Source organism: Sphingomonas glaciei, assembly GCF_023380025.1.
GTDB classification, from domain to species: Bacteria; Pseudomonadota; Alphaproteobacteria; order Sphingomonadales; family Sphingomonadaceae; genus Sphingomicrobium; species Sphingomicrobium glaciei.
Map to the genome: position 1 here is coordinate 2,823,809 of NZ_CP097253.1, position 25,154 is coordinate 2,848,962.

A 25,154-nucleotide genomic window follows, 5' to 3' on the forward strand; every position below is an offset into this window, starting at 1 on the left:
CTGCCAACGCCTTGGAAGGCGTGAGGAAATCACTGGATGCGAGTGACTTTCAGGCCACGCTTGCCGAGCATCGCCTGGACCGAGTCTGCGCCCGCCAGATGTCCGGCGCCGACCGCCACCATCACCGTGCCGGGCTGGCCCAGCCGGGTTTCGATCCACCGAGTCCAATTGGCGTTGCGCTGCCGCAGCAGCAGGTCGGCGAGCGCCGGATTGCCGTCCATCTCCGCATTGAAGCTGCGCCCGATGGCGGCGACGTCGCCGCGCGCCCAGGCGCTAAGCATCGTGTCGAACTGCTTGCTGACCGTCGCCGGGCTTTCAAGCGTGCCGAGCAGCAGCGACTGCTGGGCGCTTTCGGGCAACAGGTCGAAGAAGCGCAACTGCTCCTCATTGGTCTCGAGCTGACCGATCGGCTTGCCGGCGGCTGTGAAGCGATCCTTGAGCTTCGTTTCGACTCCTTCCTCGTGCTTAAGGTCCATCGCCCCGAACTGCGGCCCGAGCAGCGCCAGCGCGACCGCCCAGGTCTCCATCCGGTCGAGCGAGGCGGGGGCCAAGCGGCTCTTGGCGATGGCGGTGGCGAGCGCCGCCCGCTTTTCCTTCGGCACCCGGTCGAGCACCGGGGGCAAGCCCGGCGAGGTGGCGAGCTTCATCATCGTCGCGGCAAAGGCGGCGGGATTGGCGGTGTCGACGATGGTTTCCAGCACCAGGCCCTGCGATTCGTCGGCGGCGCGCTCCAGCGCCGGACTGACCCACCGCGCGCCGAGCGGCAGCAGGTGGATGGTGCCGAACAGGTAGACGGTCGTGTCACGGTCGGCGACCTTCCACAGCGCGGGCCGGGGTTCGGCCAGCGCCTGGGCGGAAGCCGGCGCCGGCCCGAGCGCAGCAAGGCCGAGGGCAGCCAAGCCCTTGCGAAACCAGTTCAGTTGCAAACCCACGCTCCTATCCTCTTGGATCCTCATGTGGGAGCCGCTTGCCCCGCTGCCAAGCTCCGTCCTATGGCCCCGCCCCATGACCGCGCCCGCGCCCCTAAGCTTCCAGGACCTGATCCTGACCCTTCATCGCTACTGGTCCGAACGCGGCTGCCTGATCCTGCAGCCCTACGACCTGGAGATGGGCGCCGGCACCTTCCACCCCGCCACCGTGCTGCGCGCCCTAGGCCCCGAGCCGTGGAACTGCGCCTACGTCCAGCCGTGCCGCCGTCCGACCGACGGCCGCTATGGCGAGAACCCCAACCGGCTGGGGGCTTATTATCAGTATCAGGTGATGCTTAAGCCGAGCCCGCCGAACCTGCAGCAGCTGTACCTCGACAGCCTGACCGCAATCGGGATCGACGTAACCGCGCACGACATCCGCTTCGTCGAGGACGATTGGGAAAGCCCAACGCTCGGCGCCTGGGGGCTTGGCTGGGAAGTCTGGTGCGACGGGATGGAGGTGACGCAATTCACCTATTTCCAGCAGGTCGGCGGATTCGACTGCTCGCCGGTCGCGGGCGAGCTCACCTACGGGCTGGAGCGGCTGGCGATGTACATCCAGGGCGTCGACAATGTGTACGACCTGAAGTTCAACAGCCCCGGGCCGGGCGGCTGGCAGGCGACCTATGGCGACGTGTTCCTGGCCAACGAGAAGCAGATGAGCGAGTGGAATTTCGAGGTGGCCGGGACCGAGCGGCTGTTCGACGCCTTCCGCAAGGCGGCCGAGGAATGCCAGAACTGCCTGGAGCGGAAGCTCGCGATCCCCGCTTATGAGCAGGCGATCAAGGCCAGCCACATCTTCAACACACTGCAGGCGCGCGGGGTGATCTCGGTCGCCGAGCGGCAGGCGTATATCGGCCGGGTGCGTGACCTGGCCAAGGCGGCGTGCGGGGCCTGGCTGGAAAGCCAGGGGGAGCAAGCGGCATGAGCGCGCCATCGACCCGCGAGCATGCCGAGCTCGACCCGGTGTCGGCGGTGCCGACCACGGCCGACTTCCTGCTCGAACTGCTGTCGGAGGAAATTCCGGCGCGGATGCAGGCGCGGGCACGCAACGACCTGGCGCGGATGTTCGCCGAGGAGCTCGCCAAGGCCGGGCTCGAGGCCGAGGAGATCGAGACCTTTGCGACCCCGCGGCGGCTGGGTCTGATCGCGCGCGCGTTGCCGCTGGCGACGGCGGCTTTCAGCGAGGAGCTGAAGGGGCCGCGTTCGTCGGCGCCGCCGCAGGCGCTGGAGGGCTTCCTGCGGAAGACCGGGCTCACGCAGGATCAGCTGGTCGACCGTGACGGCGTCTATTTCGCGGTGATCGACAAGCCGGGCCAGCCGAGCGCGGCGGTGCTAGGCGGGGCGGTCGAGCGGATCATCCGCAATTTCCCGTGGCCCAAGTCGATGCGCTGGGGCGCGGCGTCGGCCTCTACCTCGTCGCTGCGCTGGGTGCGGCCGTTACAGGGGATCGTCGCCCTGTTCGGTGACGCTATCGTACCGGTCGAGGTCGAGGGTGTCAGCAGCGGCGCCAGCACGGTCGGGCACCGCTTCCACCATCCCGGGCCGATCACGCTCGGCGGTGCGAGCGACTATGCCGAGAAGCTGCGCGCCTGCCATGTGATCGTCGATGCCGACGAGCGCGCCGCGATCATCCGCGATCGCGCTCGTGCTCTTGCCGGCGAAGCCGGGCTTAGCCTGGTCGAGGACGAGGGACTGGTCGCCGAGAATGCCGGACTGACCGAATGGCCAGTCCCGCTGCTCGGCCGCTTCGACGCCGATTATCTCGACGTGCCGCCCGAGGTCATCCAGCTGACCGCGCGGTCCAACCAGAAATATTTCGTGCTGCGCGACGACAGCGGCGCGCTGGCCCCGGCGTTCATCTGCACCGCCAATATCGAGTCGTCGGACGGCGGCGCGGCGATCGTCGCGGGCAACCAGCGGGTGCTCGCCGCCCGCCTCAGCGACGCGCGCTTCTTCTGGGAGCAGGACCTCAAGACCCCGCTCGACGAGCAGGCGAAGAAGCTGTCGGAGATCGTCTTCCACGAAAAGCTCGGCACCGTCGCCGAGCGCGTTGGGCGCATCGCCGACCTCGCCGAATGGCTGGCGATCGAAGCGATCGTTCCCGGCTGCGACCCCGATCACGCCCGCCGCGCGGCGGAACTCAGCAAGGCCGACCTCGTCACCGGAATGGTCGGTGAATTCCCCGAACTGCAGGGCCTGATCGGCGGCTATCTGGCCGAGGCGCAAGGCGAGCCCAAGGCCGTCGCCGAGGCGGTGCGCGACCATTACAAGCCGGTCGGGCAGGGCGACGACGTGCCGACTGCGCCGGTTACGGTGGCGGTGGCGCTGGCCGACAAGCTCGATACCCTGCGGGCTTTCTTCGGCGCGGGAATGCCGCCGACGGGGAGCAAGGATCCGTTCGCGCTGCGCCGAGCGGCATTGGGCGTGATCCAGATCGTGACCGGGAACGGGCTGCGACTGCCGATCGCCGCCGGCGATCTGCTCGACTTCCTCGCCGACCGCCTCAAGGTCCAGCAGCGAGAAGCGGGGGTCCGCCACGACCTGATCGACGCGGTGTTCGCGCTGGGCGGGGAGGACGATCTCGTCCGGGTTCTCGCCCGCGTTGCAGCGCTGCAATCCTTTGTAGAAGGCGGCGAGGGCGCGAACCTGCTCGCGGGCTACAAGCGCGCGGCCAACATCCTGAAGAAGGAAGGCTGGGACCTGCCCCGGGTGATGGCCGACCGCGGCGAGCAGGGGATGCCGCAGACCGGTGAGGAGGATCCCTTGGCGATGGTCGAGGAGATGCCGGAACTGGTGCGCGAGATGGCGCTGGGTTCGGCGCTGCCGGCCGACGCGCCCGACGCCGAGCGCGCGCTGGTGGCGGCGCTCGATGCTGCCGAGTCGGGTGCCAAGGCCGCGGTCGAGGCGGAGGACTTCGCCGCCGCAATGGGCGCGCTGGCGAGCCTGCGCGGGCCGATCGACGCCTTCTTCGAGGCCGTGACGGTCAACGACGCTGATTCGGCGGTGCGGCGGCGGCGGCTCAATATCCTCGCCCGCTTCCGCGACGCCGTGCACGGCGTCGCGGATTTCTCGAGGATCGAGGGCTAGGCCTTAGCGCCGGTCGCCGTCGAGCGGGCGGCGGTCGTAATTGTCCGGCACGCCGTCGCGGTCGAGATCGCGGCGCGGGGCGTTGAGGTCGTCGGGGTGACGATCGCGCAGTCGGTCGTCGACATACGGATCGGCGCGGCCGGCCGGGGTCGCAACCGCAGCGGCCCGCGCCGCAGCTTCGCGGCGGTCGGCTTCGTCCCGCAGTTCCTTTTCGCGGGTCGCCCAATTTGCATCGCGGTCCTTTTCGCGCGCTTCCAGCGCCTTGCGGGCGGTCACTTCCTCATTGTAGCGGGTCTTCCACTTGCTGCGTCCGCCGCTGGTCATCCAAGCGCCAACGAGGAAGCCGAGCACGAAGACCAGGCCGAGGATGATCCACTGGTCGGTGGTGAAGTTGGTCATTCGGGTGTCCCCTGTCGTAGCGAGTGCGGTTGCGTAACAATCATTACGACGAAGGGCGGCCGATGGTTCCCCACCGACCGCCCCCCGGACCCCACTCCTGACAGGAAGGCTTAGCCGCCGCCGATCATGCTGTCGCTGATCGAGCAGGCCGCCGGGCCAAGGATGACCACGAACAGCACCGGCAGAATGAACAGGATCAGCGGGACGGTCATGATGGCAGGAAGGCGCGCGGCCTTTTCCTCGGCTCGCATCATGCGGTCGTTGCGGAACTCGGCCGACAACACGCGCAGCGCGGAGGCCAATGGCGTGCCGTATTTCTCGGTCTGGATCATGGTGGTGACCACGCCGCGGACGGCTTCCAGGTCGACACGGCTGGCGAGATTGTCGAACGCCTGACGCCGTTCGTTGAGGAAGCCAAGTTCGATCGAGGTCAGGCCGAATTCGTCACCGAGCTCAGGATAGGCCTTGCCCAGTTCGCGGGCGACCCGGCTGAATGCGGCGTCGACGGTAAGACCGGCTTCGGCGCAGATGACTAGGAGGTCGAGCGCATCGGGAAGGCCCTTGCGGACCGCGACGCTGCGCTTGTTGATCTTGTTCTTCAGCCACAGGTCGGGCGCCTTGTAGGACCCGATCAAGGTGCCTGCGACCAGCGCATACTTCTTGAACGCGCCCCATTCGGGAAAGCTGTCGAAGACGTAGACGGCGAGGATCGCCAGGCCGCCCAGCACCACCGGCAGGATCAGCCGGCCGAAGATGATGAAGAAGGCGAGGTCCTTGGTGCGGATACCGGCCTGCAGCAGCTTGACCTGGATGTCCTGGATCTGGCTGCCCTGGATCATCTTGAACGTCGACAGAATGCCGCGGACCTTGTCGGCCGCTTCGTTCTTGTTGATCAGGCTCTTGCGCTTGTTGGTCGAGGCGACGATGCCGGCCTTGAGCTGCTCGCGGCGTTCGTTGAGCGCCTTCACCCGGCGGGCCATGGGATCACGCACGGTGGTCGCGGCATAGATGGCGATCATCACCGCCAGCGTGGCGACGCCGGTCAGCAGGGTCGCGACCCAGATGACATCGACACCGAGGAGAGTGGGCCCGGAGGCCGCTGCGGGTTCCATCTGCTTGCTGCCCCTAGATCTCGAAATTGACCATCTTGGCCATGATGGCGACGCCGATCCCCATCCACACCATCGCGCCAAGGCCGGCGACGATCAGCCGCTCGTCGGTGAAGAAGCCGCCCATGTAATTGGGGTTCAGGAGGTAGACCATGGTGAAGACGATGAAGGGCAGGGCGCCGACGATCATCGCCGAGGCCTTGGCTTCCGAGCTCATCGCCTTGATCTTGAGCTTCATCTGCGCGCGCTTGCGCAGCACGTCGGCCAGGTTGGACAGGGTCTCGGCGAGATTGCCGCCGGTCTCGCGCTGGATCGCCAGCGTAATCACGAAGAACTGGAACTCGGGCGTGCCGAGGCGGTCGGCGCATTCCTGAAGCGCCGCGTCCATGGTCAGGCCGATCTTCATCTTGTCGCTGACCGAGCGGAATTCGATGCCGACGGGCCCGCTGATCTCGCCCGACACGATGGTAAGGGTCTCGGTGATCGGAAGGCCCGAGCGCAGGCCGCGGACCATCAGTTCGATGGCATCGGGGAAGTTGGCGGTGAACTGCTTGAGCCGCTTGGTGATCATCTTTCCGATCACGAAGTGCGGGATGCCGATGCCGATGAACAGGCCGGCCATCAGCGACAGCAGGACCGGCGCGCCGCGGGCCATCATGAGGCCGGCGACGGTCACGACGATGCCGGCATTGATCACCGCATAGCGGCCGAGCGTGATCTTGCGACCGGTCTTTTCCAGCCGAAGCTGCATGACCGCCGGCCGCGGGATCAGGCCCGACGCCATGGTCTCCATCCTGGAGTCCTTGCGCGACAGCAGCTTGCGGATCTGGGCGTTGGCGATGGCCGGGACGCCAGACGCGCCATGCCGTTCGCGGACCGCCTCGATCCGCCGCTTCAGCGCCTTGCCCGAACTCGGGCCGGACAGGGCGACGTACAGCATGCCGAGCATGCCCACCACGCCAAGGCCAAGCAGCAACAGGGTCAGGCTCATGCCGGCATCCTCATTTTGTCGGGCCTTTCAACCAGCGGGTTCAGGCGGCAGCCTTGGCCGGCTGCTTGGCGAGCATGCCCTTGAGCCCCGCCATCAGCGACTTGGACTGGCCCGACGCGGCCGACGCGGCCTTGGCGGCATCGCCGGCGCCTTCTTCGGTGGCATGGCTCAGCACCATGTTGCACAGCTGGGAGAAGGGCGCGGCGGACTTGCCGCTGGCGATTTCGGCCATCGGCTTGCCGAGCTTGGCGGCCTGTGCCGCAAGTTTCTGGTCCAGCGTGAACTGGACGTCGACCTTGCGCTCGACCGAATCCTGGAAATCCTTGATCGAGATTTCCAGCCCTCCGCCCGACGGGACCTGGTTGGCGACCATGATCACCTTGGTCTGCGGGGCATTGCTCTTGAGCCAGGCGAGCACCCGGATGGTGTCGCGGGTCGCGGCCAGCGTCAGGTTGCTGACCACCACCGCGACATGGGCGTCGTGGACCATGTGCGGATACTGGACCAGCATGTTGCGCGGCAGGTCGAGCACCGTCGCCTCGAACGCGTTCTTCATCTCCTCCTGGAGCTGGAAGTAGGCAGTCCCGTCGGTGATCAGCGGCTGGTTGATCGGCGCTTCGGCCGACAGCACGCTGAGGCGCTCGTTGCAGCGAACCATGGCGCGTTCGATGAACAGGCCGTCGATGCGGCTCGGGTTCTCGATCGCGTCAGTAAGGCCGCGGCCCGGCTCGAGGTCGAGCGCGAGGGCGCCGGTGCCGAAGTGGATGTCGAGATCGAGGAGGGCGGTCGAACGCTGCGCCTTTTCGCCCAGCAGCCAGGCGAGGCTGGTGCTGAGGGTCGAGGCGCCGACACCGCCGCGCACACCGATCACCGCTGACATGATGTGCGGCTTGTCGGTCTGCGCTTCGCCGCGCGGGCCGGAGATGATCATCTGGGCATTGGCGAAGGTGTCGCGCAGCTGGTCGACGCTGAACGGCTTGAGTAGATAGTCGTGGATCCCGCTGGCGAGCAGGTCGCGGTACAGGCGGACGTCGTTGACGCCGCCGGCCGCGATCACGATCGTCCCAGGCTCGCACACTTCGGCAAGCGCGTTGATGTCGTTCAGCGGATCGGCCGATTCCGACAGGTCCACGAACAGGATGTTCGGAGAGGCCGAGACCGACAGCGACTGGACTGCGTTGCGAAGGCCACCCTTGTTGACCTTGTCCGGGCTCCAGCCATGCTCGACTGCGACCGGCCGAAGCACATCGGCGGTGGCGTCGTCGCAGACGAATGCGGTAAACGGATCACGCAGACCCCCGCGGGATTGAAACGGCGCGTTCATCATCAGTTCCCCTTTGCGGAAGCCGCCTCCACCTGGTTCACCTTCGGCGAACGCGAGCGATAGGCTTCGATCGCCTTGTTCCCGAGCGACGCATCGGTGCTCGAGCTTTCGCGGCCGCTGACGAGGTCGGCAGGATTGGCGACCATGGCGGCGAGGTTGCTGTTCACTCCGCAACCAAAATTGCTCATGGTCTCGTTGGAGTAATTCGGCGTGCTGGGTTGCGACCAGTTGGGACAGCCCGGGACGCTGGCGCGGGTGCGGGTCACGACCACCCGGACCGAGCCCGGCGGGATCACTCCGGCGGTGATCGGAACCGAATCCGAAAGCAGCAGGCCATATCGCCCCGCCACCCGCGCCACGTCGGCGCGGGCCGCCACTGCGTCCACGCCATCGACCCCGATCGAGTCGCCATAGCCAAGCTCGAGTCCACGCAGCCAGCCGTCGAGACGGGCGGCTTCGGTCGCGGCGAGCACGCCGCCCGGCGCCGCGGCGTCGAACACATAGTCGGCGCGGCTGACCACCGGCACATTGACCGCCTCGAGTCCGCGGGCGGGGCGATCCTCGCCGCGATGGACCTGGCAGCCGGCCAGCGCAACGCAGCTCAGAAGGAGAAGGGGAAGCGTCTTGATCATGGGTCGATCCTTGTCCTTGGCCGCGATCACAGCTTGAATCCGGGAGCGGGCAGGGCCGCCGCCGGAGCCGCCGAAGCGGCTGCCGGAGCCCCCGCCACCGAAGCCGACAGAGCGGGCGCCGGGCGAACCGCCACGGGCCGCGGCCCCGACACGCCGGTGTAATGCTGACCTTCGAGGATAGCGGTGCCCTCGTGGGCGGTACGGAAGCCGTCGACCGGGGTCGCAAGCCGCCCGTTGACCGGCCGCACCAGATACGGCGTGACGATGATCACCAGCTCGGTTTCGGCGCGGCGGTAACCGCGCGAGCGGAACAGCGCACCGAGGATCGGCAGGTCGCCGAGGAACGGCGCCTTGTCGATCGTATTGTTGTTCGTGTTCTTGAGCAGTCCGGCAAGCATGAAGCTCTGGCCCGAACCCATCTCGACGGTGGTCTCGGTCCGGCGGGTGACCAGGGCAGGCACCGAATAGCCGTTAAGGCGGAGGGCGCCTTCGGTCGACAATTCGCTGACTTCCGGGCGGACCCGCATCGAGATACGGCCGTCGGCCATCACGATCGGCGTGAAGGCGAGCGCCACGCCGTAGGACTTGTACTCGACCGACACCGAGCCGCCGAGGCCCTGGCTGATCGGGATCGGGAACTCGCCGCCGGCAAGGAAGCTCGCGGTCTCACCCGACAATGCGGTCAAATTCGGTTCGGCAAGCGTGGTTGCAAGACCATCGGTCTCGGCCAGATTGAGGCGGGCAGTGATGTCGAGACCGAGGAACCGCTTGGCGATACCGATCGTCGCACCGAGCGGATCGCGAATGATCTTCCCGGCGTCCGCACCATTGGTCCCGTCGCTGGCGCCGGCCTCAGGCAGGTAGATGCCCTGGCCCTGCATGAACAGGAAGTCATTGCCACCCGCGAGAAGGTTGACGCCGATCTGCTTCAGCGCCGAGCGGTTGATTTCTGCGATCCGGACCTTGAGGTTGACCTGCAGCGGGACGGCGGTGCGGAGACGCGAAACGACCTCCATGCCATCGCCGACATAGGCTTTGACCAGGCGCTGCGCTTCGGAAGCATCCTCAGGGCTGGCGACCGTTCCGGTCAGCAGCATGAGGTTGTTCATCGGCGTCGCCTGGACCTGCGCCTCCGGCATCGCCGCGCGCAGCATCTCGTCGACCGAGCTGATGTTGTTGCCGACCCGAACGTTGGCGGCATAGACCACCCGGCCGGACTTGTCGGTCGCATACAAGGTGGTCTCGCCCTTGCCCTTGCCGAACACGTACAGCTGGGTGGAGGAGCGGACTTGGACGTCGGCGATCGAGTCGTTCGAGATGAACAGGTCGCTCATCGGCGAGGACAGGCGAACCAGCGTGCCGGTCCCGGCGGAGATATTGAGCGTCTCCGAGGGACGGGCGGCCATTGGCTGCGCGACGGCCGGCGAGGCGGCCAGGCTCAGCGCCGAAGCGCCGAGGGCGAGGGCGGCGATGGCCGAAGCCACCCGCCCGAACGACTTGTTACCCTTGCTCATCTTAGCGAGCCCCCACTGGAACGAAGCTGACATTGTTGCCGCGGGCGATGCGGACGCTCGGTCCGACCGGACCGGACGGAGCAGCGCTTGGGGCCGGTGCCGGTGCCTGGGGCGCCGGAGCGACCATGACCGTTGCGCCGTTGCCACCGCCATTGCTGGCCGACCGGGCCGGAACCGAGCGGCGCTGGAAGCGCGACACGTCACCGCCGGTGGCAAAGGTTGGCGAATTGTCGATCGGCTGGCTGGCCATCGCCATCAGGATGCGGCGCTCTTCCGCCGGGCTGGCGCCGGCCGGGACCTTGACCTGACCGGTCGACACCATCCGCTCGAGCTCGGCCTGGTTGTCGGCGATGCTGCGCAGCGTGAGGCTGAGCTGGCCCAGGCTCTGGGCGACCGAGATCTTCTCCGCAAGCTTGGGAGTGACCTCGAAGGTGACGTTGCCGAAGCTTTGGACGATCGGCTTGCCGTCCTCGCCCTGGCGGCTGGTGGCCTGGCCGGTGGCGAGTACCCGCAGGTTGCGGATGATCGTCTCGGACACCTTGAGCGGCGGGCCGTCGCCGCCGCCGGTGACGGTCTGCGACAGCACCATGTCGACCCGGTCGCCCGGGAAGATGAAGCCGGCAACGCCCGCGATGTCGTTCACCGACACCGTGATGGCGCGCATTCCCGGGGTCAGGGCGGCGGCAAGGAAGCCGCGATCCTGCGGGCCGACCAGCGAACCGCGGGTGACCGGCTGGCCGGCGGTGATCGCATTGCGAACCACCGTGCCGATCAGCTTGGACACGTCGGCGTCAGGGCCGCCTTCGGTATAATAGGCCTGCTGGATCAATTCGGCCGGCCAGGGCTGATAGGCAAAGCTTTCGGCATCGACCATCGCGCCGACCGGAAGAGGCTTTCGGGCGACCAGCACCTTGGGGCCCATCGGCACAGCTGCCGCCTCGGCCTTCGGAGCGGACGCGCCGGTGAACATGTTCTTGGCCATCACGGCCGTCACTGCTGCAACCAGCAACGCCCCCAACAGGAGTGCAATCTTCTTCACATCCATGGCGACACCCGCCCCTTCCTCACAACCCGTAGGAAACCCTTCGAATGCAGAACAAATCGGCCAAAATGGTTAAGATATGGTTCGGGCAACGAGCGCGTCGCCGGCACTGGACGAGGGGCCTCGGCAGGCCGTAATCGGCTGCCTTCATGAGCAGGGTCGAAATCTTGATCGTCGGGGCGGGCATCGCGGGCGCCAGCCTTGCGGCGGAAGTCGCCGGCCGGCGCCGGACCCTGCTGGTCGAGGCGGAAGCGCATCCCGGCTATCACAGCACCGGACGCTCCGCCGCTTTCTGGCACGAAGGCTATGGCGGCCCGTTGGTCGCTCCGCTCAGCCGTACCAGCCGCCCGCTGCTGGACGAGGGCGGCTATCTGTCACCGCGCGGCGCCATCCACCTCGCTCGTGAGGGAGAGCCGATTGAGCTCGTCGAAGGGGTGACGACCCACCCGTTGGACCGTTTGCAGCTCGAGCGTTTGTTGCCCGGACTCGCACCGGAATGGATGCAGGGCGCCGACGAACCCTCGCTCGCCGACATCGATGTCGCCAGCCTACACGCCGACTGTCTCGCCGCCACCCGGCGGGCCGGGGGCGACGTGCGCACCGATGCGCGAGTGGCGTGCGGGGAGCGCCTGTCCGGCGGCGGCTGGTCGGTCCGGCTGGAGGATGGCAGCAGCCTGGTCGCCGATTGCATCGTCAACGCTGCGGGAGCGTGGGGCGATCAGCTCGCCGGGGCGTTCGGAATCGCGCCGCTCGGCCTCGTCCCCAAGCGCCGGACCATGGTGCAGCTGCGGGTCGGGCGGAGCGGCCTTGCCCGGCTGCCGCTGGTGGTCGCCGCCGACGGCAGTTTCTACTTCAAGGGTGAAGGCGATTCATCGCTGTGGCTCAGCCCGCACGACGAGATCGATTGCGCGCCCTGCGATGCCGCGCCCGAGGAAATCGATGTCGCCACCGCGATCAACCGCTTCCAGAAGGTAGTCGATTGGCCGGTCGAGAAGGTCGAGCGGCGCTGGGCCGGGCTTCGCACCTTCACCCCCGACCGGGTGCCGGCGATTGGCTTCGCCTCGGACGACCCCGACTTCTTCTGGTGCGTCGGCCAGGGCGGATTCGGGATCCAGACCGCACCGGCCGCGGCACGACTGGGGGCCGCACTGCTGCTGGGAGAAGGGGCGATGCCCGAGGGCGTCGATCCGGCGGTCTACGATCCCGCGCGATTCGCCATAGGGACGGCCTAGCCGCGAACGCTCTCGGCCGCGGCGCAGGCGAGCTGGTCGACCCGCTCATTCTCTTCGTGGCCGGCGTGACCCTTCACCCACTTCCAGGTGATCTGGTGCGGCTCGACCGCCGCGCACAGCGCCTGCCACAGCTCGGCATTCTTGACCGGCTTCTTGTCGGCGGTGCGCCAGCCGTTGCGGCGCCAGTTGTGGACCCACTTGGTGATGCCGTCCTTGACGTACATGCTGTCGGTCGAAAGCGTCACCCGGCAGGGGCGGTTAAGCGCCTGAAGCCCGCTGATCGCGGCCATCAGTTCCATCCGGTTGTTGGTGCTGGGATTTTCGGCCCCCGACAGTTCCTTCTCGCGCTCCCCCATGCGGATCAGCACGCCCCAGCCGCCGGGGCCGGGATTGCCCTTGCAGGCGCCATCGGTGAACATCTCGACTTGGGGAAGCTCGGTCATGGCGCGCCGATGCGGGGCCGGACCGGCGAAGGCAAGCCCCTAGGCGACCAGCTCGCGCGGAAGCTTGAAGGTCAGGCCTTCGGGGACGTGCTTCAGCTCTTCCATGGTCAGGATGAAGCGCTCCGACAGAGCCTCGATCACTTCCTCGACCAGCACTTCGGGGGCCGAGGCGCCGGCGGTGAGGCCGACCGCCTTGGGCGAACCGAGCCACTCCCAGTCGATCTCCACCGCGCGCTGGATCAGCCGGGCGGGCACGCCCTCGCGCTCGGCGACTTCGGCCAAGCGCAGCGAATTGGAGCTGTTGGGTGCGCCGATCACCAGCATCTTGTCGACCAGGGGGACGATCGCCTTGACCGCCGACTGGCGGTTGGAGGTGGCGTAGCAGATGTCCTCGCCGCGTGGCGCCTTGATCGACGGAAAGCGGCGGTGAAGCGCCGCGACGATCGCGGCGGTGTCGTCGACCGACAGCGTGGTCTGCGTCAGGAACGCCAGATTGTCGGGGTCGGCCACCTGCAGCAGTGGAACGTCGTCCTCGGTCTCGACCAGGGTCATGGCGCCGTCAGGCACTTGGCCGAAGGTGCCGATCACTTCCGGATGACCGGCATGGCCGATGAAGATGATGTGGCGCCCGGCCTCGATCAGCCGCTGGGCCTGGCGATGGACCTTGCTGACCAGCGGGCAGGTCGCATCGAGATAGTCGAGCCCGCGGCCCTGCGCCTCGGCCGGAACGGTCTTGGGGACGCCGTGGGCGGAGAACACCACCGGCACGCCGTCCGGTACCTCCGACACTTCCTTGACGAAAATCGCCCCCATCGCCTTCAATCGGTCGACCACGAACTTGTTGTGGACGATCTCGTGGCGGACATAGACCGGCGCGCCGTACCGCTCGAGCGCGAGCTCGACGATGCGGATGGCGCGTTCGACGCCGGCGCAGAAACCGCGCGGCGCTGCGATGATCAGGTGGAGGGGGCTGGCGCCTTCTTGCATGGCGGCCATGTAAGCCATCGCTTGCCTGGAAAGAAGGGGCTTCCTATGAGCCTGACCCCATGACCATGTCCCGCCGTGCCGCCCTCGTGCCCCTGCTCGCCCTGATCCTCGCCGGTTGCGCCCGCGACGGACAGCTTGCCGACAATGGCGTCTACGTCACCCGGACGGGCTGCCCGCAGGTGGCGATCCCGGCCGCGACCGGGGACATCACCCTGTTCGATCCCGCGACCAGCCGCGATGCCCGCGCGATCGACGTGGTGGCGACCATCACCAACGTCCGCGCCACCTGTACCGAGGATGCGGCCAATGTGGTCAGCACCGCGACCTTCGACGTGGTCGCCTCGCGCCGCGAAGCCGGCGCCGCGCGCCAGGTGGTCCTGCCCTATTTCACGGTAGCGATGCAGGGCGGAACCAACATCATCGCCAAGAAGGTTGGCGGCGTTGCGCTGAACTTCGCGGCCGGCTCGCTGCGGGCCCAGACCAACGGCCAGACCACGGTCCGGGTCAGCCGTTCGGCGGTGGCGCTTCCCGCCGACGTGCAGCGCGAACTGACCCGCGTGCGCCGCCCCGGCGACGCCGACGCTGCGGTCGATCCGCTGTCGGACCCGAAGATCCGCTCGGCCGTCGCCAGCGCGACCTACGAGCAACTGGTCGGCTTCCAGCTGACCCAGGAACAGCTGCGCTACAACGCGACCCGCTGAGCACCTACTAAAGCTCCGATCGAGGTAGCCCGACCGTCGCCTGGCCATGGGCGATCGTCCAGGCGATGGCGAGCGGCAATATGATCCCCGCCGCGACCAGCCATACGGGATGCGGAAAGCTCATCGCGTTGGCGATCACGCCGGCGACCACCAGCGCGGCGACGATCCACGCCGTCCCGGCCCACTTCGAAATGCCGGTGCCGATGAAGCCGCCGACGCCGACCCCCAGCACCCAGGCCGCGAGCACGAACAGATGCATCGCCGCCGTCGCCTCGCCAGGCGTGGCCGGCGCCCCGAGGGCGAAGTGACCCAGCTTCTCGACCGCGCTGATGACAGCCACGCAAAAGCCTGCTGCGGCAACCGTTCCGATGATTCGCTTGCCGATCACGACGCTGGTCTCAGTTCGGACGCGGGGAGCGGCTGAAGCGCCCGCTCCAGCGTCAGCCGGGCCAGCTTGCGCCCCATTTCGTCGCCGGCCTCGTTGCTGAAGCGGTAATGCACCCCGCCCAGCGTGCGGGAGAAGCTGACCTGCTTGGCCCATTCGTTCCAGTCGGGCAGCACCTGTATCGCGCTGTTGGGCAGCGACATCGACCCGACCCGCACGCCCCACGCCGGCGCCTTGCCGCCGACCGTCGTCATCATTTCAGCGATGCCGCCCGCATAGAGGCAGTGGCCGCACGGATATTCGGCATGGTTGGGAGTGTTCATCAGCGGCAGCCAGCCGGGATCGGCCTGAGTCGCGGGATTATCGTCCTTGTCGGCATTGCGGATCGCGGTAATCGGGCGCCAGAAGCCGTAATGCAGCTTGCCGTCGGACATGGCGATCTGCAGGTCGTCGACCAGCATCCCGTAAAGCGCGAACAGCCGCGCATTGTCGACCAGCCGCCGACCGTCCTGGTCGGCGACCATCCGTAGCGCCGGCATTTCGTTGCTGGTGATCCGATAGCGCGCCATCAGCGTCTGGACCTTGGTCCGCTCGGTGCTGGACCGCGCGCCCAGCCGGCGCACTTCCTCCAGGTCGCGGGCGTAGCGTTCGCTGGTTAGGGCCGGCGGCGGGGCGGGGCGAACCTCGTCCGCGCGTTTCAGTACCCACGGCCGGTAAGCGATGCTATACGGCCCGGTAGCGGGAAGCGCGGTGGGCACCCATTGGCCCGGGATGACCAGCGGGCGATAAGGCGCCTGGACGATCTTCGAATCGATGTCGGGCAGCTTCAGCACCGCGGCGGCGGCGGCCTGCCCCAGTGCGATGCCGGCCTGCTTGGCCTGTCCGTCGGGCATTCCCGCCAGCGCAAGCTCGTAGCTTTCCTCAAGCTCGGTCTTGCGTGCTGCGGGATGCGCCTTCAGCACCTGGATGGCAGCGGTCATGGCGGCGGCCTGCTGGTTGGCGACGACTGCGCCCGGCGCCAGTCCGACGTAGCTACGATAGCGATGATCGATCGCGTTCACCGCTTCGAACATCGCCAGCGCGACCTTGGTCAGGGCATGGTCGTTCTCACCGGTCGGCGCCTGGGTCAGCCCCATTGCCGGAGCAGGTCCCTGCGGCAATTGCTTCTGCGCGAAGTCCATCCATTCGCAGATCGTGTCGGCGGAAGCAGGAGCGGCGACCAGGCCAAGCGCGGTTGCAGCAAGCATCGAAGTTAGGCGCATCGTCGAGTCCCCTTGATGATGGCGGCGGCAAGCTATCATGGGATCGGCCTCGTCCCACGTGGAATCTTCACACCCCGCCTCAAGGTGCGTTGACAGGCAGGCCCCTCCCCCTAGAGCCGGGGACAGCCAGTCCGGCGGCAACGCCGGGCGACTCGCGCGGGAGAGGCCCTGGCTCGACCAGGGCGCCGAAGGAGCAACCGCCCCCGGAATCTCTCAGGCAAAAGGACCGCGCGTGGTCGAGGCTGTCTGGAAAGCGTCATGGCCGCAGGGCCGTGGCCGCCGAAGGGGTAACCTCGGGAAACCGGGGGAAAGCTCTCAGGCAAGGAGGGACAGACGGGGGTTCGCTTGGGCTTCTTGGCCGCCGGTGACGGTGGGCAGGGGGCGCGAACCTTCAGGAGTGTGTTCCTTGGCCGACGTCCTCGATACCCCGATCAGCACCTTGCCGCTCGACGCCTGGCACCGCACCCGCGGCGGCCGGATGGTGCCATTCGCCGGCTATCACATGCCGGTCCAGTATGAAGGCATCATCGCCGAGCACCGCTGGACCCGCGCCCATGCCGGGCTGTTCGACGTCAGCCACATGGGCCAATTGATGCTGCGCGGCCCGAACGTCGCGCAGGCGCTCGAAACGCTGCTTCCTGGCGACATCACCGGCCTTCAGCCAGGCCGAATCCGCTATTCGATGCTGCTCAACGACAGCGGCGGGATCATCGACGACCTGATGGTCACCAACGTCACCCCGACCGGGGGCGAGCCCGCTTATTACATGGTGGTCAACGGCGCGACCAAGGCTGGCGACATCGCCGACCTCCGCCGCCGACTGCCCGCCGACATCGTCATCGAGCATCTCGAGGATCGCGCGCTGCTGGCGTTGCAGGGTCCCGAGGCCGCGGCAGTGGTCGAGCAGATCTGGCCCGGAGTCGGCGATGAAGTCGCCTTCATGCAGGGAACGTCGCGCGATTGGGAAGGCGTTGCGCTCGGGTTCGGCCGGTCGGGCTACACCGGCGAGGACGGGTACGAGCTGTCGGTCCCGAATAGCCATGCGGAGCGGCTGGCGGACCTTCTGACCAGCGACGAGCGGGTTCGCCCGATCGGCCTCGGTGCGCGCGATTCATTGCGGCTGGAGGCCGGGCTTCCGCTCTACGGTCACGATCTCGATGAGACGACTACGCCGGTCATGGCCGACCTGCTGTTCGCCGTGAGCAAGCGCCGCCGCAGCGAGGGGGGTTTCGCCGGCGCCGAGCGGATCCAGGCCGAGCTTGAGCAAGGCTCCATCCAGCGCCGCATCGGCTTCACCGTCGACGGCCGCCAGCCGGTGCGCGAAGGCGCCCGAATCCTCGACGCGGAAGGCAATGAGGTCGGTCGGGTGACCAGCGGCGGCTTCTCGCCCACCCTCGAGGCACCGATCGGCATGGGCTACGTCGCCACCGCGCTGGCCGAGCCGGGGACCGCCGTGACACTCGAACAGCGCGGCAAGCTGTTCCAGGCGACCGTCGCCGCCATGCCGCTCGTGCCGCACCGCTATCATCGCAAGGGGAAAAGCCAATGAGCCTGTATTTCACCAAGGACCATGAATGGATCCGCGTCGAGGGCGACACCGCCACCGTCGGGATCACCGATCACGCGCAGCACCAGCTCGGCGACATCGTGTTCGCCGAGGCTCCCGAAGCCGGCAAGACGCTCGACAAGGGCGGCGAGGCCGCGGTGGTCGAATCGGTCAAGGCCGCCAGCGACGTCTACGCCCCCGCCAGCGGCGAAGTGGTCGAGGCCAATCCGGGGATCGCCGACGATCCCTCGGTCATCAACAGCGATCCCGAGGGCGAGGGCTGGTTCTTCAAGCTGCGCCTGGCCGACCCGGGTGAGCTCGACGGCCTGATGGACGAAGCCGCCTATCGCGCCTGGGTCGAGACGCTTTGAGCCCTCTCCCAACCTCGGGACGATAAGTGTGACCACCATCCTCTCCACCTCCAGCTGGGACGCGGCCGACTATGCCCGCGTCGGCGGGTTCGTCCCCGCGCTCGGCGCCGCCGCGCTCGACCTGCTCGCGCCGCAACCCGGCGAGACAATCCTCGATGTCGGCTGCGGTGACGGCACGCTGACGCTGCGGATCAAGGAAGCCGGCGCCGAAGTGGTTGGGATCGACAACAGCCTGTCGATGATCGGCGCGGCCAAGGCCAAGGGCCTCGACGCCCGGCTGATGGACGCCGCCGACCTCAAGTTCTCCGAGGCGTTCGACGCGGCTTTCTCGAACGCCACCCTGCACTGGGTGCTGGACAAGCAGCGCGCCGCCCGTGCGATCTGGTTCGCGCTCAAGCCCGGCGGCCGCTTCGTCGGCGAGATGGGCGGCGACGGCAATCTCGCCGCGCTTCGCCGCCACCTCGATGACGAGCTGGTGACACGCGGCTTCGGCCCGCCGACCTATGCCGCCAACTGGTACCCGACCCCGCAGGAGTTCGCCGAACTGTACGAAGGCGTCGGCTTCCGCGACGTCGATGCCGAGCTGATCGAGCGCCCGACCGAGCTTGAGCATGGCGTCGAAGGCTGGGTCCTCGCCTTCCGCAAGGGCTGGCTCGACCGGGCCGAGGTTCCCGAGGACCAGCGCCCCGCCATCGCCGCCGCCGTCGCCCGCCGCCACGGCAGCAATACCGCCGACTACATCCGCCTTCGCTTCACCATGAGAAAGCCCTGATGCGCTATCTTCCCCTTTCCGACACCGATCGCACCGACATGCTTGCCACCATCGGCGCCGGCAGCGTCGATGAACTGTTCCGCGATGTGCCGGAGGAAGCCCGGCTCGACGGTCCGATCCGCGGCCTGCCGATGCATGCTTCCGAACTGTCGGTCGAACGCCAGCTGACCGCGCTGGCGCGCAAGAACGTGCCCGCGTCGGACGCGCCCTTCTTCCTCGGCTGCGGAGCCTACAAGCATCATATCCCGGCCAGCGTCGACCATTTGATCCAGCGCGGCGAGTTCCTGACGGCCTACACGCCCTACCAGCCCGAAATCGCGCAGGGCACACTGCAGGTGCTGTTCGAATTCCAGAGCCAAGTCGCACGCCTGTACGGCTGCGAGGTGGCCAACGCCTCGATGTACGACGGCTCGACCGCGATGTGGGAAGCGATCGGAATGGCCGGGCGGATCACCCGCCGCAACCTCGCGATCATCCATGAGGGCGTGCACCCGCACTACGTCGCGGTCGCGCGGACGATGGCGAAGTTCACCGGCACCTCGCTGGCCGACCGCGCGCCGCAGCTCAGCGCCGACATGCAGATCGATACGTTGCTGGCCGACATCGAGGCCAACAGCCCGAGCTGCGTCGTGGTGCAATATCCCGACATCCTCGGCCGGGTCACCGACCTCCAGCCGATCGCCGACGCCGCCCACGCCAAGGGCGCGCTGCTGATCGCGGTGGTGACCGAGCCGGTCGCGCTCGGCCTGCTCAAGAGCCCGGGCGAGATGGGCGCCGACATCGTCGTAGGCGAAGGCCAGTCGATCGGCGTCGGCCTCAACTTCGGCGGCCCCTACGTCGGCCTGTTCGCCTGCCGCGAGAAACACATCCGCCAGATGCCGGGCCGGATCGCGGGCGAGACTATCGACGCCGACGGCAAGCGCGGCTTCGTGCTGACGCTCTCCACCCGCGAGCAGCACATCCGTCGCGAGAAGGCGACCAGCAACATATGCACCAACTCGGGGCTCTGCGCGCTGGCCTTCTCGATCCACATGACCCTGCTCGGTGAGAAGGGGCTGCGGCAATTGGCCGAGCTCAACCACGCCCGCGCCCGTGTCGCCGCCGACAAGCTCGCCGCCATCCCCGGCGTACGGCTGGTCAACGACCTGTTCTTCAACGAGTTCACCCTCGAGCTTTCGGTCGAGGCACGGCCCGCCGTGCACCGAATGGTCGAGCGGGGCGTGCTCGGCGGAGTGTCGCTCGGGCGGCTCTACCCGGACGAAGCGCAGCTTGCGAACGGGCTGGTGGTGGCGGTCACCGAAACCGCGACGGACGAGGATATCGATGCGCTGGTCCAGGCGCTGACGGAGGCAGTCAAGTGACCATCAACCAGAGCGGCTGGAAGCCATCGAGCCCGGTCCAGGGCGCTACCGACACCGGCACCGTGACTGGCAACCGCGCGCTGATGCTGGAAGAAGCGTTGATTTTCGAGATCGGCGACAGCGACACCACCGGCGTCGACATCGACGCTCCCGCGCAGCGCGACAGCGGCCTCGGCAACGTGCTCCGCTCCGCGCCCATCGGCCTGCCCGGCCTGACCGAGCCCGAGACGGTGCGCCACTACACCCGCCTCAGCCGCCAGAATTACGCCATCGACCTTGGCCTCTTCCCGCTCGGCTCTTGCACCATGAAGCATAACCCGCGCCTCAACGAGAAGATCGCGCGGCTGCCGGGCTTCGCCGACATCCACCCGCTCGCCCCGCGCGAGACAATCTCGGGCGCGCTCGAGCTGATCAACACGCTCGCCTTCTGGCTGATCGACCTAACCGGCATGCACGGCGTGGCGATGAGCCCCAAGGCCGGCGCGCACGGCGAATTGTGCGGCATTCTGTGCATCCGCGCCGCGCTCGAAGCCCGCGGCGATCCCCGTTCGGTCGTGCTGGTTCCAGAAAGCGCCCACGGCACCAACCCCGCGACCGCCGCCTTCGCCGGCTACAAGGTAGAGAATATCCCGGCCAACGACGCCGGCCGGGTCGACCTGGACGCGCTCAAGACCCGGCTCGGACCCGACGTGGCGGCTGTGATGATCACCAACCCCAACACCTGCGGCCTGTTCGAGCCGGACATGAGGGCGATCAGCGACGCGGTCCACGCTGCGGGCGCATTCGTCTATTGCGACGGGGCAAACTTCAACGCCATCGTCGGCAAGGTGCGGCCGGGCGACCTCGGCATCGACGCGATGCACATCAACCTCCACAAGACTTTTTCGACCCCCCACGGCGGCGGCGGCCCGGGCTCGGGCCCGGTGGTCCTGTCGGAAGCGCTCTCGCCGTTCGGTCCGCTGCCCTACACCGCGAAGACTGCCGACGGCGTCGTTCATCTGGTCGAGGAAGAGCAGGCCGGGGCCTTCTCGGCCGAGCATTTCGGCGGCAAGCTACAGAGCTTCGGGCGGATGACCGCTTTCCATGGCCAGATGGGCATGTTCACCCGGGCGCTGGCGTACATCCTCAGCCACGGCGCCGACGGGCTGAAGCAGGTCGCCGAAGATGCGGTGCTCAACGCCAATTATATCCTGCGCAGCCTGGAAGACGTGCTCGACGCGCCCTTCGCCCATTCGGGGCCGTGCATGCACGAGGCGCTGTTCAGCGATAAGGGCTTTGCTGACGGCATCTCGACGCTTGATCTGGCCAAGGCGCTGATCGACGAGGGCTTCCACCCGATGACCATGTACTTCCCGCTGGTCGTCCACGGCGCGATGCTGATCGAGCCGACCGAGACCGAAAGCAAGGCGGCGCTCGACCAGTTCATCACCGCGTTGCGCTCGGTTGCGGAACGTTGCCGGGCCGGGGACGACAGCCTCAAGAGTGCGCCGGTCTACGCCCCCCGCCGCCGCCTCGACGAGACGCTTGCGGCGCGCAAGCCGGTGGTCGCCTGGCGCGAACCGGTGCCGGCCGCCGCCGAGGCACCGACCCCGAGCGAGGTCGGCGACCGCTGACCCCCGCCTGGGACCCGAACGGCCTGGTGACCAACGTCGCCGGGCCGCTCCTCACCCTCGCGCTGGTGCTCGGCTGGCGGCTTCGGCGGAAGCATTCCGAGCGCCCGCTGCGGAGTCGGTTTCTGTGGCTCGCCCCACTGCTCTACCTGGCGGTGATTGCCTTCGTCCTGTCGCGCCATCCGCCGGGGAAGGGGGGCTTGGGGCTGCTTGGCGCCGGACTGTTGATCGGCGCGGCGGCGGGGTGGTGGCGCGGGCGGCTGTTCATCCTCCGCTTCGACGAGGCCAGCGGCGAGGTCCTCGTGCGCCGCTCGCGCTGGGCGGTGACGATGCTGGTCTCGCTGGTTGCCCTGCGCTTCCTCGCCAACTTGTGGATCGGTCCCGGCGCACCCGAGAGCGTTACTCTCAACCTCACCGATTTCGCCTTTGGGGCGATCTTCGGCCTGATTGCCGTCACCCGGCTGGAGATCGCGTTGCGGGCCCGCGCCTTGCTGGCGGCCGCCCGGCGGGGCTAGGGCAGGGCGATGTTCTGGCAAACCCTGTTCAGCTTCACCAATCTCGTCGCCCTGATCGGCTGGGTGTTGCTGCTGTTCGCCCCGCGCCGGCCACTGACCTATTCGGCGATCCTCTACGCCGGTGTCGGGCTGCTCTGCCTGATCTACACCGTGCTGCTGGTCCTGCTGGTCGGCAAGGTCGTCGATCCGGGCGCAATCCCGGGCGCAGCGCCGTTCGACGTGTCGGACTATAGCATCGGCGGCATCCGCAAGCTGTTCATGACCGATGCCGGGGTCGTGGTCGGCTGGACCCATTACCTTGCCTTCGACCTGTTCGTCGGGCTGTGGATCAGCCGCGACGCCGACAACAAAGGTTTCTCCCGCTTGGCCCAGGCCCCGATCCTGGTGCTGACCTATCTTGCCGGACCGGTCGGCCTGTTCCTGTGGCTCGCCATCCGGGAGCGCCGCGCCCGCGCCGCCGCAAGGCCGTGAAGCGATCGAGCCCCGCCGCGCTGCGCAACCGCGAGCCGATCCGCGCGGTGCTGGAGGAATGGCTGCCACGCTCAGGCCTGGTGCTGGAGATCGCCGCCGGCACCGGTGAGCATGCCCTCCATTTCGCCGCGGCCTTTCCGGCGCTCAGCTGGCAGCCGAGCGACCCCGATCCCGAAGCACGCGCCTCGATCGACGCCTGGCGTGAGGAGGAAGGGAGCTCCAACCTGCTTCCCGCCGTCGATCTCGACGTTCTCGCAGCCGCCTGGCCGCTGGAGCGGGCCGACGCGATCCTCGCGGTCAATCTCGTCCACATCTCGCCGCCCGAGACGGGCGGTGCGCTGCTTGCGGGCGCGGCGCGGCTGCTGCCGGCCGGCGCACCGTTGGTCCTCTACGGGCCATGGCGGGTGAGGGGGGAGCCGCTGGCGCCCTCCAACCTTGCTTTCGATGCCGCGCTGAAAGAGCGCGACCCGGACTATGGCCTCCGCGACCTGTCCGATTTTGCGGACAAGGTACGCGGGGCGGGGTTCGCCTTTGCCGAGCGCCGGGCGATGCCGGCCAACAATCTCATGCTGCGCTTCGTTCGCCTCGCCGGCTGAGCCACCACCACCCCAGCAGTGCCGCCGCCGCGCCGAGGATCCAGCCGGCCAGGACATCGCTCGGCCAATGCACGCCCAGCAGCGGCCGGGTGGCGCCCATCGCCAGCGACGCGGTCACTGCCGTCGCCACCGCCGGGCGGCGCCAGCGTTCCGGCGCGACGAACAGGGCCAGCGCAAGAAAGGTCGCCATGCTGTTCGCGGCATGGCCGCTGGGGAAGCTCTGCGAGTGGACCACCACCGGGTGGACCTCCAGGCTCGGCCGGGCCCGGTCGACCACGGCCTTGATGATCTCGACCCCGATCCGCGCGCCCAGCACGGCCACCAGCAATGCCGCTGCTCGCGCCCGCTGCCCCTGCCACCACAGCCACGAAGCGCCCGCCGCGGTCATGGTCAGCAGGGCATAGGCGCTGCCCAGATGTGTATAGAGGATGAGGATGCCGGCGGCCTGCGGATGCGCTTCCCGCCAAGGCCCCGCGGCGCGGATGGCGGCAAGGTCGAGCGGGTAGGTCGCCCCGCCGATCCACTCGAGCAGCAGGAACAGGGCGGTCGCCGCAGCAAGCAGCAGCGCCGGAAGGATGCGAATTCTCGGGATCACGCTAAATCAAATTTTTACCCCCATGCCTTAGTTCCGAAAAGATGGACGAAAGCAGCCCGGTACAGAATCGGCGTCAGCGCCGTGCCAATGTTCTCCTCACGGCCGTCATCGCGTCGGGGGAGCGGGCGCAGGACGTGAAATTGCGCAATCTTTCGGCTGATGGCGCCCTCGTCGAAGGCCCCAATCTCCCGATCGAGGGATCGGCCATCCGCTTTCGCAAGGGCGACCTCCAGGTCCCCGGCACAGTGGTATGGGTCGCGCAGAACCGCGCGGGCATCCACTTCGACGTGCCGTTGACGCCCGAAGCCCTGCTTCGCCACGTGCCGACCCCGCGCCCGCGCGTGATCCCCTCGTTCCGCCGCCCAGGCCTGGCCGCCAGGCCGATGACGTCGGTCGAGCGCAGCCTCGAAAAGGTATGGGGCGTTCCGATCGCTCGCGATCCGCGGTCCGACTGAGATTTTTTCTAGGCTGGTCGGGTTCGCGTCTGACCAGTCCTCAGGCCGCGTTGCGCGCTCCGTTGCGAGACTTCAACCAGTCGATCAGTTGCGGCAGCGGAAGCAGACGATTGAAGGTGATTCCCACGCAACCGTCGACGGTCCAGCGCACCACGCCCGGCTGCGGCGGCAGGCCCGGCAGGCTGACCACCACTTCGGCATTGCGGCCGAACAGGGCATCGGTCTCGATCTTGATCCCACCCTGGCTGATGTCGCACGCCCGGGCCCGGATCATGCTCGCGCCCTCGCGGATGGTGCAGAAGGAGGAGGTCTCGATCCGCGGCATGCGCGGGCGCGGGCCGTCCTCGCTCTGGCTCAGCATGGCGACCACATCGACCGGCGCGTCGAAGATCAGGCCCAGGTTGGGCGTGCGCACCCAGGCGACCTTGCCGCTCAGTGGCTGTCCGCACTTCAGTTCCACGGTCATCCGCTGGCCGAGCTTGATGTTCTCGCTGTAGAGGCGAAGCATCGCGCCGCCCGCGGACAAGTTCCTTATCAGGCACAGTTCGCGGCGGTCGTCGATCACCATGGTGCCGACCCGGAACAGCGTCAGATGGCGCTCGCCCTCGCGGCGATCGTCGGGCGCAGGCGCCCGCTCGCTGAGGGAATAGAGGGTCGTCTCAATGGGCATCTCATCCACATTATAGCTCCCGGACGACGTTACCGGTACGTCGCCGTCATTCCCCACAAATTGTTTCTAGGTCCCGGAAGTTACCAAGCGGTTGAACCGCCCCGATCGCGATC

At 67.8% G+C, this 25,154-nt stretch carries 27 protein-coding genes and 1 riboswitch; of the genes, 13 read left to right on the forward strand and 14 right to left on the reverse strand.

What is annotated here, in order from left to right; genetic code table 11:
* Positions 1 to 29: 29 nt before the first annotated feature.
* Positions 30 to 932, reverse strand: a complete 903-nt coding sequence (locus M1K48_RS13955) for a TraB/GumN family protein (protein ID WP_249503793.1) — start codon at positions 930 to 932, stop codon at positions 30 to 32.
* A gap of 73 nt (positions 933 to 1,005) precedes the next feature.
* On the opposite strand from M1K48_RS13955, the gene M1K48_RS13960 reads away from it, so the two are divergent.
* Complete coding sequence (locus tag M1K48_RS13960; RefSeq protein ID WP_249503794.1) at positions 1,006 to 1,896, forward strand: glycine--tRNA ligase subunit alpha; 891 nt, start codon at positions 1,006 to 1,008, stop codon at positions 1,894 to 1,896.
* Positions 1,897 to 2,000: 104 nt separating this feature from the next.
* Positions 2,001 to 4,058: a glycine--tRNA ligase subunit beta gene (glyS, locus tag M1K48_RS13965; protein ID WP_249505276.1), complete on the forward strand. Its 2,058-nt coding sequence runs from the start codon at positions 2,001 to 2,003 to the stop codon at positions 4,056 to 4,058.
* A gap of 3 nt (positions 4,059 to 4,061) precedes the next feature.
* Here the strand turns inward: glyS and M1K48_RS13970 are convergent, their stop codons facing one another.
* From M1K48_RS13970 to cpaB, 7 genes are all read right to left on the reverse strand, one after another.
* The gene (locus M1K48_RS13970; protein ID WP_249503795.1) at positions 4,062 to 4,457 is read right to left on the reverse strand and encodes a hypothetical protein; all 396 of its coding nucleotides are present in this window, start codon (positions 4,455 to 4,457) and stop codon (positions 4,062 to 4,064) included.
* A gap of 110 nt (positions 4,458 to 4,567) precedes the next feature.
* Complete coding sequence (locus M1K48_RS13975) at positions 4,568 to 5,569, reverse strand: type II secretion system F family protein (protein ID WP_249503796.1); 1,002 nt, start codon at positions 5,567 to 5,569, stop codon at positions 4,568 to 4,570.
* Positions 5,570 to 5,582: 13 nt separating this feature from the next.
* Positions 5,583 to 6,557 carry a type II secretion system F family protein gene (locus M1K48_RS13980; protein ID WP_249503797.1) on the reverse strand — a complete coding sequence of 325 codons (975 nt, stop codon included), beginning with the start codon at positions 6,555 to 6,557 and terminating at the stop codon, positions 5,583 to 5,585.
* A 40-nt stretch (positions 6,558 to 6,597) separates the two neighbouring features.
* Positions 6,598 to 7,881, reverse strand: coding sequence for a pilus assembly protein CpaE (locus tag M1K48_RS13985; protein ID WP_249505278.1), 1,284 nt, complete (start codon positions 7,879 to 7,881; stop codon positions 6,598 to 6,600).
* 2 nt (positions 7,882 to 7,883) lie between these two features.
* The gene (locus tag M1K48_RS13990) at positions 7,884 to 8,513 is read right to left on the reverse strand and encodes a CpaD family pilus assembly protein (RefSeq protein WP_249503798.1); all 630 of its coding nucleotides are present in this window, start codon (positions 8,511 to 8,513) and stop codon (positions 7,884 to 7,886) included.
* A 26-nt stretch (positions 8,514 to 8,539) separates the two neighbouring features.
* Positions 8,540 to 10,027, reverse strand: coding sequence for a type II and III secretion system protein family protein (locus M1K48_RS13995; protein WP_249503799.1), 1,488 nt, complete (start codon positions 10,025 to 10,027; stop codon positions 8,540 to 8,542).
* 1 nt (position 10,028) lies between these two features.
* A complete protein-coding gene (gene cpaB, locus M1K48_RS14000; protein WP_249503800.1) occupies positions 10,029 to 11,072 on the reverse strand; it encodes a Flp pilus assembly protein CpaB in 1,044 nt (347 codons plus the stop codon).
* A gap of 146 nt (positions 11,073 to 11,218) precedes the next feature.
* Here cpaB and M1K48_RS14005 point away from each other — a divergent pair, with 146 nt between their 5' ends.
* A complete protein-coding gene (locus M1K48_RS14005) occupies positions 11,219 to 12,301 on the forward strand; it encodes an NAD(P)/FAD-dependent oxidoreductase (RefSeq protein ID WP_249503801.1) in 1,083 nt (360 codons plus the stop codon).
* Here M1K48_RS14005 and rnhA read toward each other — a convergent pair.
* Complete coding sequence (rnhA, locus tag M1K48_RS14010) at positions 12,298 to 12,744, reverse strand: ribonuclease HI (protein WP_249503802.1); 447 nt, start codon at positions 12,742 to 12,744, stop codon at positions 12,298 to 12,300. The two genes, M1K48_RS14005 and rnhA, sit on opposite strands and share 4 nt — an antisense overlap.
* A 39-nt stretch (positions 12,745 to 12,783) precedes the next feature.
* The gene (ispH, locus tag M1K48_RS14015; protein ID WP_249503803.1) at positions 12,784 to 13,740 is read right to left on the reverse strand and encodes a 4-hydroxy-3-methylbut-2-enyl diphosphate reductase; all 957 of its coding nucleotides are present in this window, start codon (positions 13,738 to 13,740) and stop codon (positions 12,784 to 12,786) included.
* A gap of 50 nt (positions 13,741 to 13,790) precedes the next feature.
* Between ispH and M1K48_RS14020 the strand changes: the two genes are divergently transcribed.
* A complete protein-coding gene (locus M1K48_RS14020; protein ID WP_249503804.1) occupies positions 13,791 to 14,432 on the forward strand; it encodes a hypothetical protein in 642 nt (213 codons plus the stop codon).
* A gap of 7 nt (positions 14,433 to 14,439) precedes the next feature.
* Here M1K48_RS14020 and M1K48_RS14025 read toward each other — a convergent pair whose 3' ends face one another.
* Both M1K48_RS14025 and M1K48_RS14030 read right to left on the reverse strand, forming a co-directional pair.
* Positions 14,440 to 14,772, reverse strand: coding sequence for a hypothetical protein (locus M1K48_RS14025; RefSeq protein WP_249503805.1), 333 nt, complete (start codon positions 14,770 to 14,772; stop codon positions 14,440 to 14,442).
* 44 nt (positions 14,773 to 14,816) lie between these two features.
* Positions 14,817 to 16,079: a vanadium-dependent haloperoxidase gene (locus tag M1K48_RS14030; protein ID WP_249503806.1), complete on the reverse strand. Its 1,263-nt coding sequence runs from the start codon at positions 16,077 to 16,079 to the stop codon at positions 14,817 to 14,819.
* 147 nt (positions 16,080 to 16,226) lie between these two features.
* Positions 16,227 to 16,318, forward strand: a riboswitch (glycine riboswitch).
* Positions 16,319 to 16,485: 167 nt separating this feature from the next.
* On the opposite strand from M1K48_RS14030, the gene gcvT reads away from it, so the two are divergent.
* The 8 genes from gcvT to M1K48_RS14070 are packed head-to-tail and all read left to right on the forward strand — an operon-like array spanning position 16,486 to position 23,321.
* Complete coding sequence (gcvT, locus tag M1K48_RS14035; protein WP_406696870.1) at positions 16,486 to 17,628, forward strand: glycine cleavage system aminomethyltransferase GcvT; 1,143 nt, start codon at positions 16,486 to 16,488, stop codon at positions 17,626 to 17,628.
* A complete protein-coding gene (gene gcvH / locus M1K48_RS14040) occupies positions 17,625 to 17,996 on the forward strand; it encodes a glycine cleavage system protein GcvH (RefSeq protein WP_249503808.1) in 372 nt (123 codons plus the stop codon). Before gcvT ends, gcvH begins: the two co-directional genes overlap by 4 nt.
* A gap of 28 nt (positions 17,997 to 18,024) precedes the next feature.
* On the forward strand, positions 18,025 to 18,768 hold the full coding sequence (locus M1K48_RS14045; RefSeq protein WP_249503809.1) for a class I SAM-dependent methyltransferase: 744 nt from the start codon (positions 18,025 to 18,027) through the stop codon (positions 18,766 to 18,768).
* Complete coding sequence (gcvPA, locus tag M1K48_RS14050) at positions 18,768 to 20,129, forward strand: aminomethyl-transferring glycine dehydrogenase subunit GcvPA (protein WP_249503810.1); 1,362 nt, start codon at positions 18,768 to 18,770, stop codon at positions 20,127 to 20,129. The genes M1K48_RS14045 and gcvPA overlap by 1 nt, the downstream gene beginning before the upstream one ends.
* Positions 20,126 to 21,742: an aminomethyl-transferring glycine dehydrogenase subunit GcvPB gene (gcvPB, locus tag M1K48_RS14055; protein ID WP_249503811.1), complete on the forward strand. Its 1,617-nt coding sequence runs from the start codon at positions 20,126 to 20,128 to the stop codon at positions 21,740 to 21,742. Before gcvPA ends, gcvPB begins: the two co-directional genes overlap by 4 nt.
* A gap of 26 nt (positions 21,743 to 21,768) precedes the next feature.
* Positions 21,769 to 22,254 carry a CcdC protein domain-containing protein gene (locus M1K48_RS14060; protein WP_249503812.1) on the forward strand — a complete coding sequence of 162 codons (486 nt, stop codon included), beginning with the start codon at positions 21,769 to 21,771 and terminating at the stop codon, positions 22,252 to 22,254.
* Positions 22,255 to 22,263: 9 nt separating this feature from the next.
* Positions 22,264 to 22,725 (forward strand): ABA4-like family protein, encoded by a 462-nt coding sequence (locus M1K48_RS14065; protein WP_249503813.1) that lies wholly within the window; start codon positions 22,264 to 22,266, stop codon positions 22,723 to 22,725.
* Positions 22,722 to 23,321 carry a DUF938 domain-containing protein gene (locus M1K48_RS14070; RefSeq protein ID WP_249503814.1) on the forward strand — a complete coding sequence of 200 codons (600 nt, stop codon included), beginning with the start codon at positions 22,722 to 22,724 and terminating at the stop codon, positions 23,319 to 23,321. The genes M1K48_RS14065 and M1K48_RS14070 overlap by 4 nt, the downstream gene beginning before the upstream one ends.
* Here M1K48_RS14070 and M1K48_RS14075 read toward each other — a convergent pair.
* Positions 23,290 to 23,916 carry a phosphatase PAP2 family protein gene (locus M1K48_RS14075; RefSeq protein ID WP_249503815.1) on the reverse strand — a complete coding sequence of 209 codons (627 nt, stop codon included), beginning with the start codon at positions 23,914 to 23,916 and terminating at the stop codon, positions 23,290 to 23,292. The genes M1K48_RS14070 and M1K48_RS14075 overlap by 32 nt on opposite strands.
* A gap of 41 nt (positions 23,917 to 23,957) precedes the next feature.
* Here M1K48_RS14075 and M1K48_RS14080 point away from each other — a divergent pair, with 41 nt between their 5' ends.
* Positions 23,958 to 24,371: a PilZ domain-containing protein gene (locus M1K48_RS14080; protein WP_249503816.1), complete on the forward strand. Its 414-nt coding sequence runs from the start codon at positions 23,958 to 23,960 to the stop codon at positions 24,369 to 24,371.
* A gap of 40 nt (positions 24,372 to 24,411) precedes the next feature.
* Here M1K48_RS14080 and M1K48_RS14085 read toward each other — a convergent pair whose 3' ends face one another.
* Positions 24,412 to 25,041, reverse strand: coding sequence for a PilZ domain-containing protein (locus M1K48_RS14085; protein WP_249503817.1), 630 nt, complete (start codon positions 25,039 to 25,041; stop codon positions 24,412 to 24,414).
* Positions 25,042 to 25,154 lie beyond the last annotated feature (113 nt).

What these genes read in the sequence shown, in the direction of transcription:
- M1K48_RS13960 (WP_249503794.1), top strand. Translation starts at nt 1,006, where the DNA reads ATGACCGCGCCCGCGCCCCTAAGCTTCCAGGACCTGATCCTGACCCTT.
- glyS (WP_249505276.1), top strand. Translation starts at nt 2,001, where the DNA reads ATGCAGGCGCGGGCACGCAACGACCTGGCGCGGATGTTCGCCGAGGAG.
- M1K48_RS13970 (WP_249503795.1), bottom strand. Translation starts at nt 4,457, where the DNA reads ATGACCAACTTCACCACCGACCAGTGGATCATCCTCGGCCTGGTCTTC.
- M1K48_RS13975 (WP_249503796.1), bottom strand. Translation starts at nt 5,569, where the DNA reads ATGGAACCCGCAGCGGCCTCCGGGCCCACTCTCCTCGGTGTCGATGTC.
- M1K48_RS13980 (WP_249503797.1), bottom strand. Translation starts at nt 6,557, where the DNA reads ATGAGCCTGACCCTGTTGCTGCTTGGCCTTGGCGTGGTGGGCATGCTC.
- M1K48_RS13985 (WP_249505278.1), bottom strand. Translation starts at nt 7,881, where the DNA reads ATGAACGCGCCGTTTCAATCCCGCGGGGGTCTGCGTGATCCGTTTACC.
- M1K48_RS13990 (WP_249503798.1), bottom strand. Translation starts at nt 8,513, where the DNA reads ATGATCAAGACGCTTCCCCTTCTCCTTCTGAGCTGCGTTGCGCTGGCC.
- M1K48_RS13995 (WP_249503799.1), bottom strand. Translation starts at nt 10,027, where the DNA reads ATGAGCAAGGGTAACAAGTCGTTCGGGCGGGTGGCTTCGGCCATCGCC.
- cpaB (WP_249503800.1), bottom strand. Translation starts at nt 11,072, where the DNA reads ATGGATGTGAAGAAGATTGCACTCCTGTTGGGGGCGTTGCTGGTTGCA.
- M1K48_RS14005 (WP_249503801.1), top strand. Translation starts at nt 11,219, where the DNA reads ATGAGCAGGGTCGAAATCTTGATCGTCGGGGCGGGCATCGCGGGCGCC.
- rnhA (WP_249503802.1), bottom strand. Translation starts at nt 12,744, where the DNA reads ATGACCGAGCTTCCCCAAGTCGAGATGTTCACCGATGGCGCCTGCAAG.
- ispH (WP_249503803.1), bottom strand. Translation starts at nt 13,740, where the DNA reads ATGGCCGCCATGCAAGAAGGCGCCAGCCCCCTCCACCTGATCATCGCA.
- M1K48_RS14020 (WP_249503804.1), top strand. Translation starts at nt 13,791, where the DNA reads ATGACCATGTCCCGCCGTGCCGCCCTCGTGCCCCTGCTCGCCCTGATC.
- M1K48_RS14030 (WP_249503806.1), bottom strand. Translation starts at nt 16,079, where the DNA reads ATGCGCCTAACTTCGATGCTTGCTGCAACCGCGCTTGGCCTGGTCGCC.
- gcvH (WP_249503808.1), top strand. Translation starts at nt 17,625, where the DNA reads ATGAGCCTGTATTTCACCAAGGACCATGAATGGATCCGCGTCGAGGGC.
- gcvPA (WP_249503810.1), top strand. Translation starts at nt 18,768, where the DNA reads ATGCGCTATCTTCCCCTTTCCGACACCGATCGCACCGACATGCTTGCC.
- M1K48_RS14065 (WP_249503813.1), top strand. Translation starts at nt 22,264, where the DNA reads ATGTTCTGGCAAACCCTGTTCAGCTTCACCAATCTCGTCGCCCTGATC.
- M1K48_RS14080 (WP_249503816.1), top strand. Translation starts at nt 23,958, where the DNA reads ATGGACGAAAGCAGCCCGGTACAGAATCGGCGTCAGCGCCGTGCCAAT.
- M1K48_RS14085 (WP_249503817.1), bottom strand. Translation starts at nt 25,041, where the DNA reads ATGCCCATTGAGACGACCCTCTATTCCCTCAGCGAGCGGGCGCCTGCG.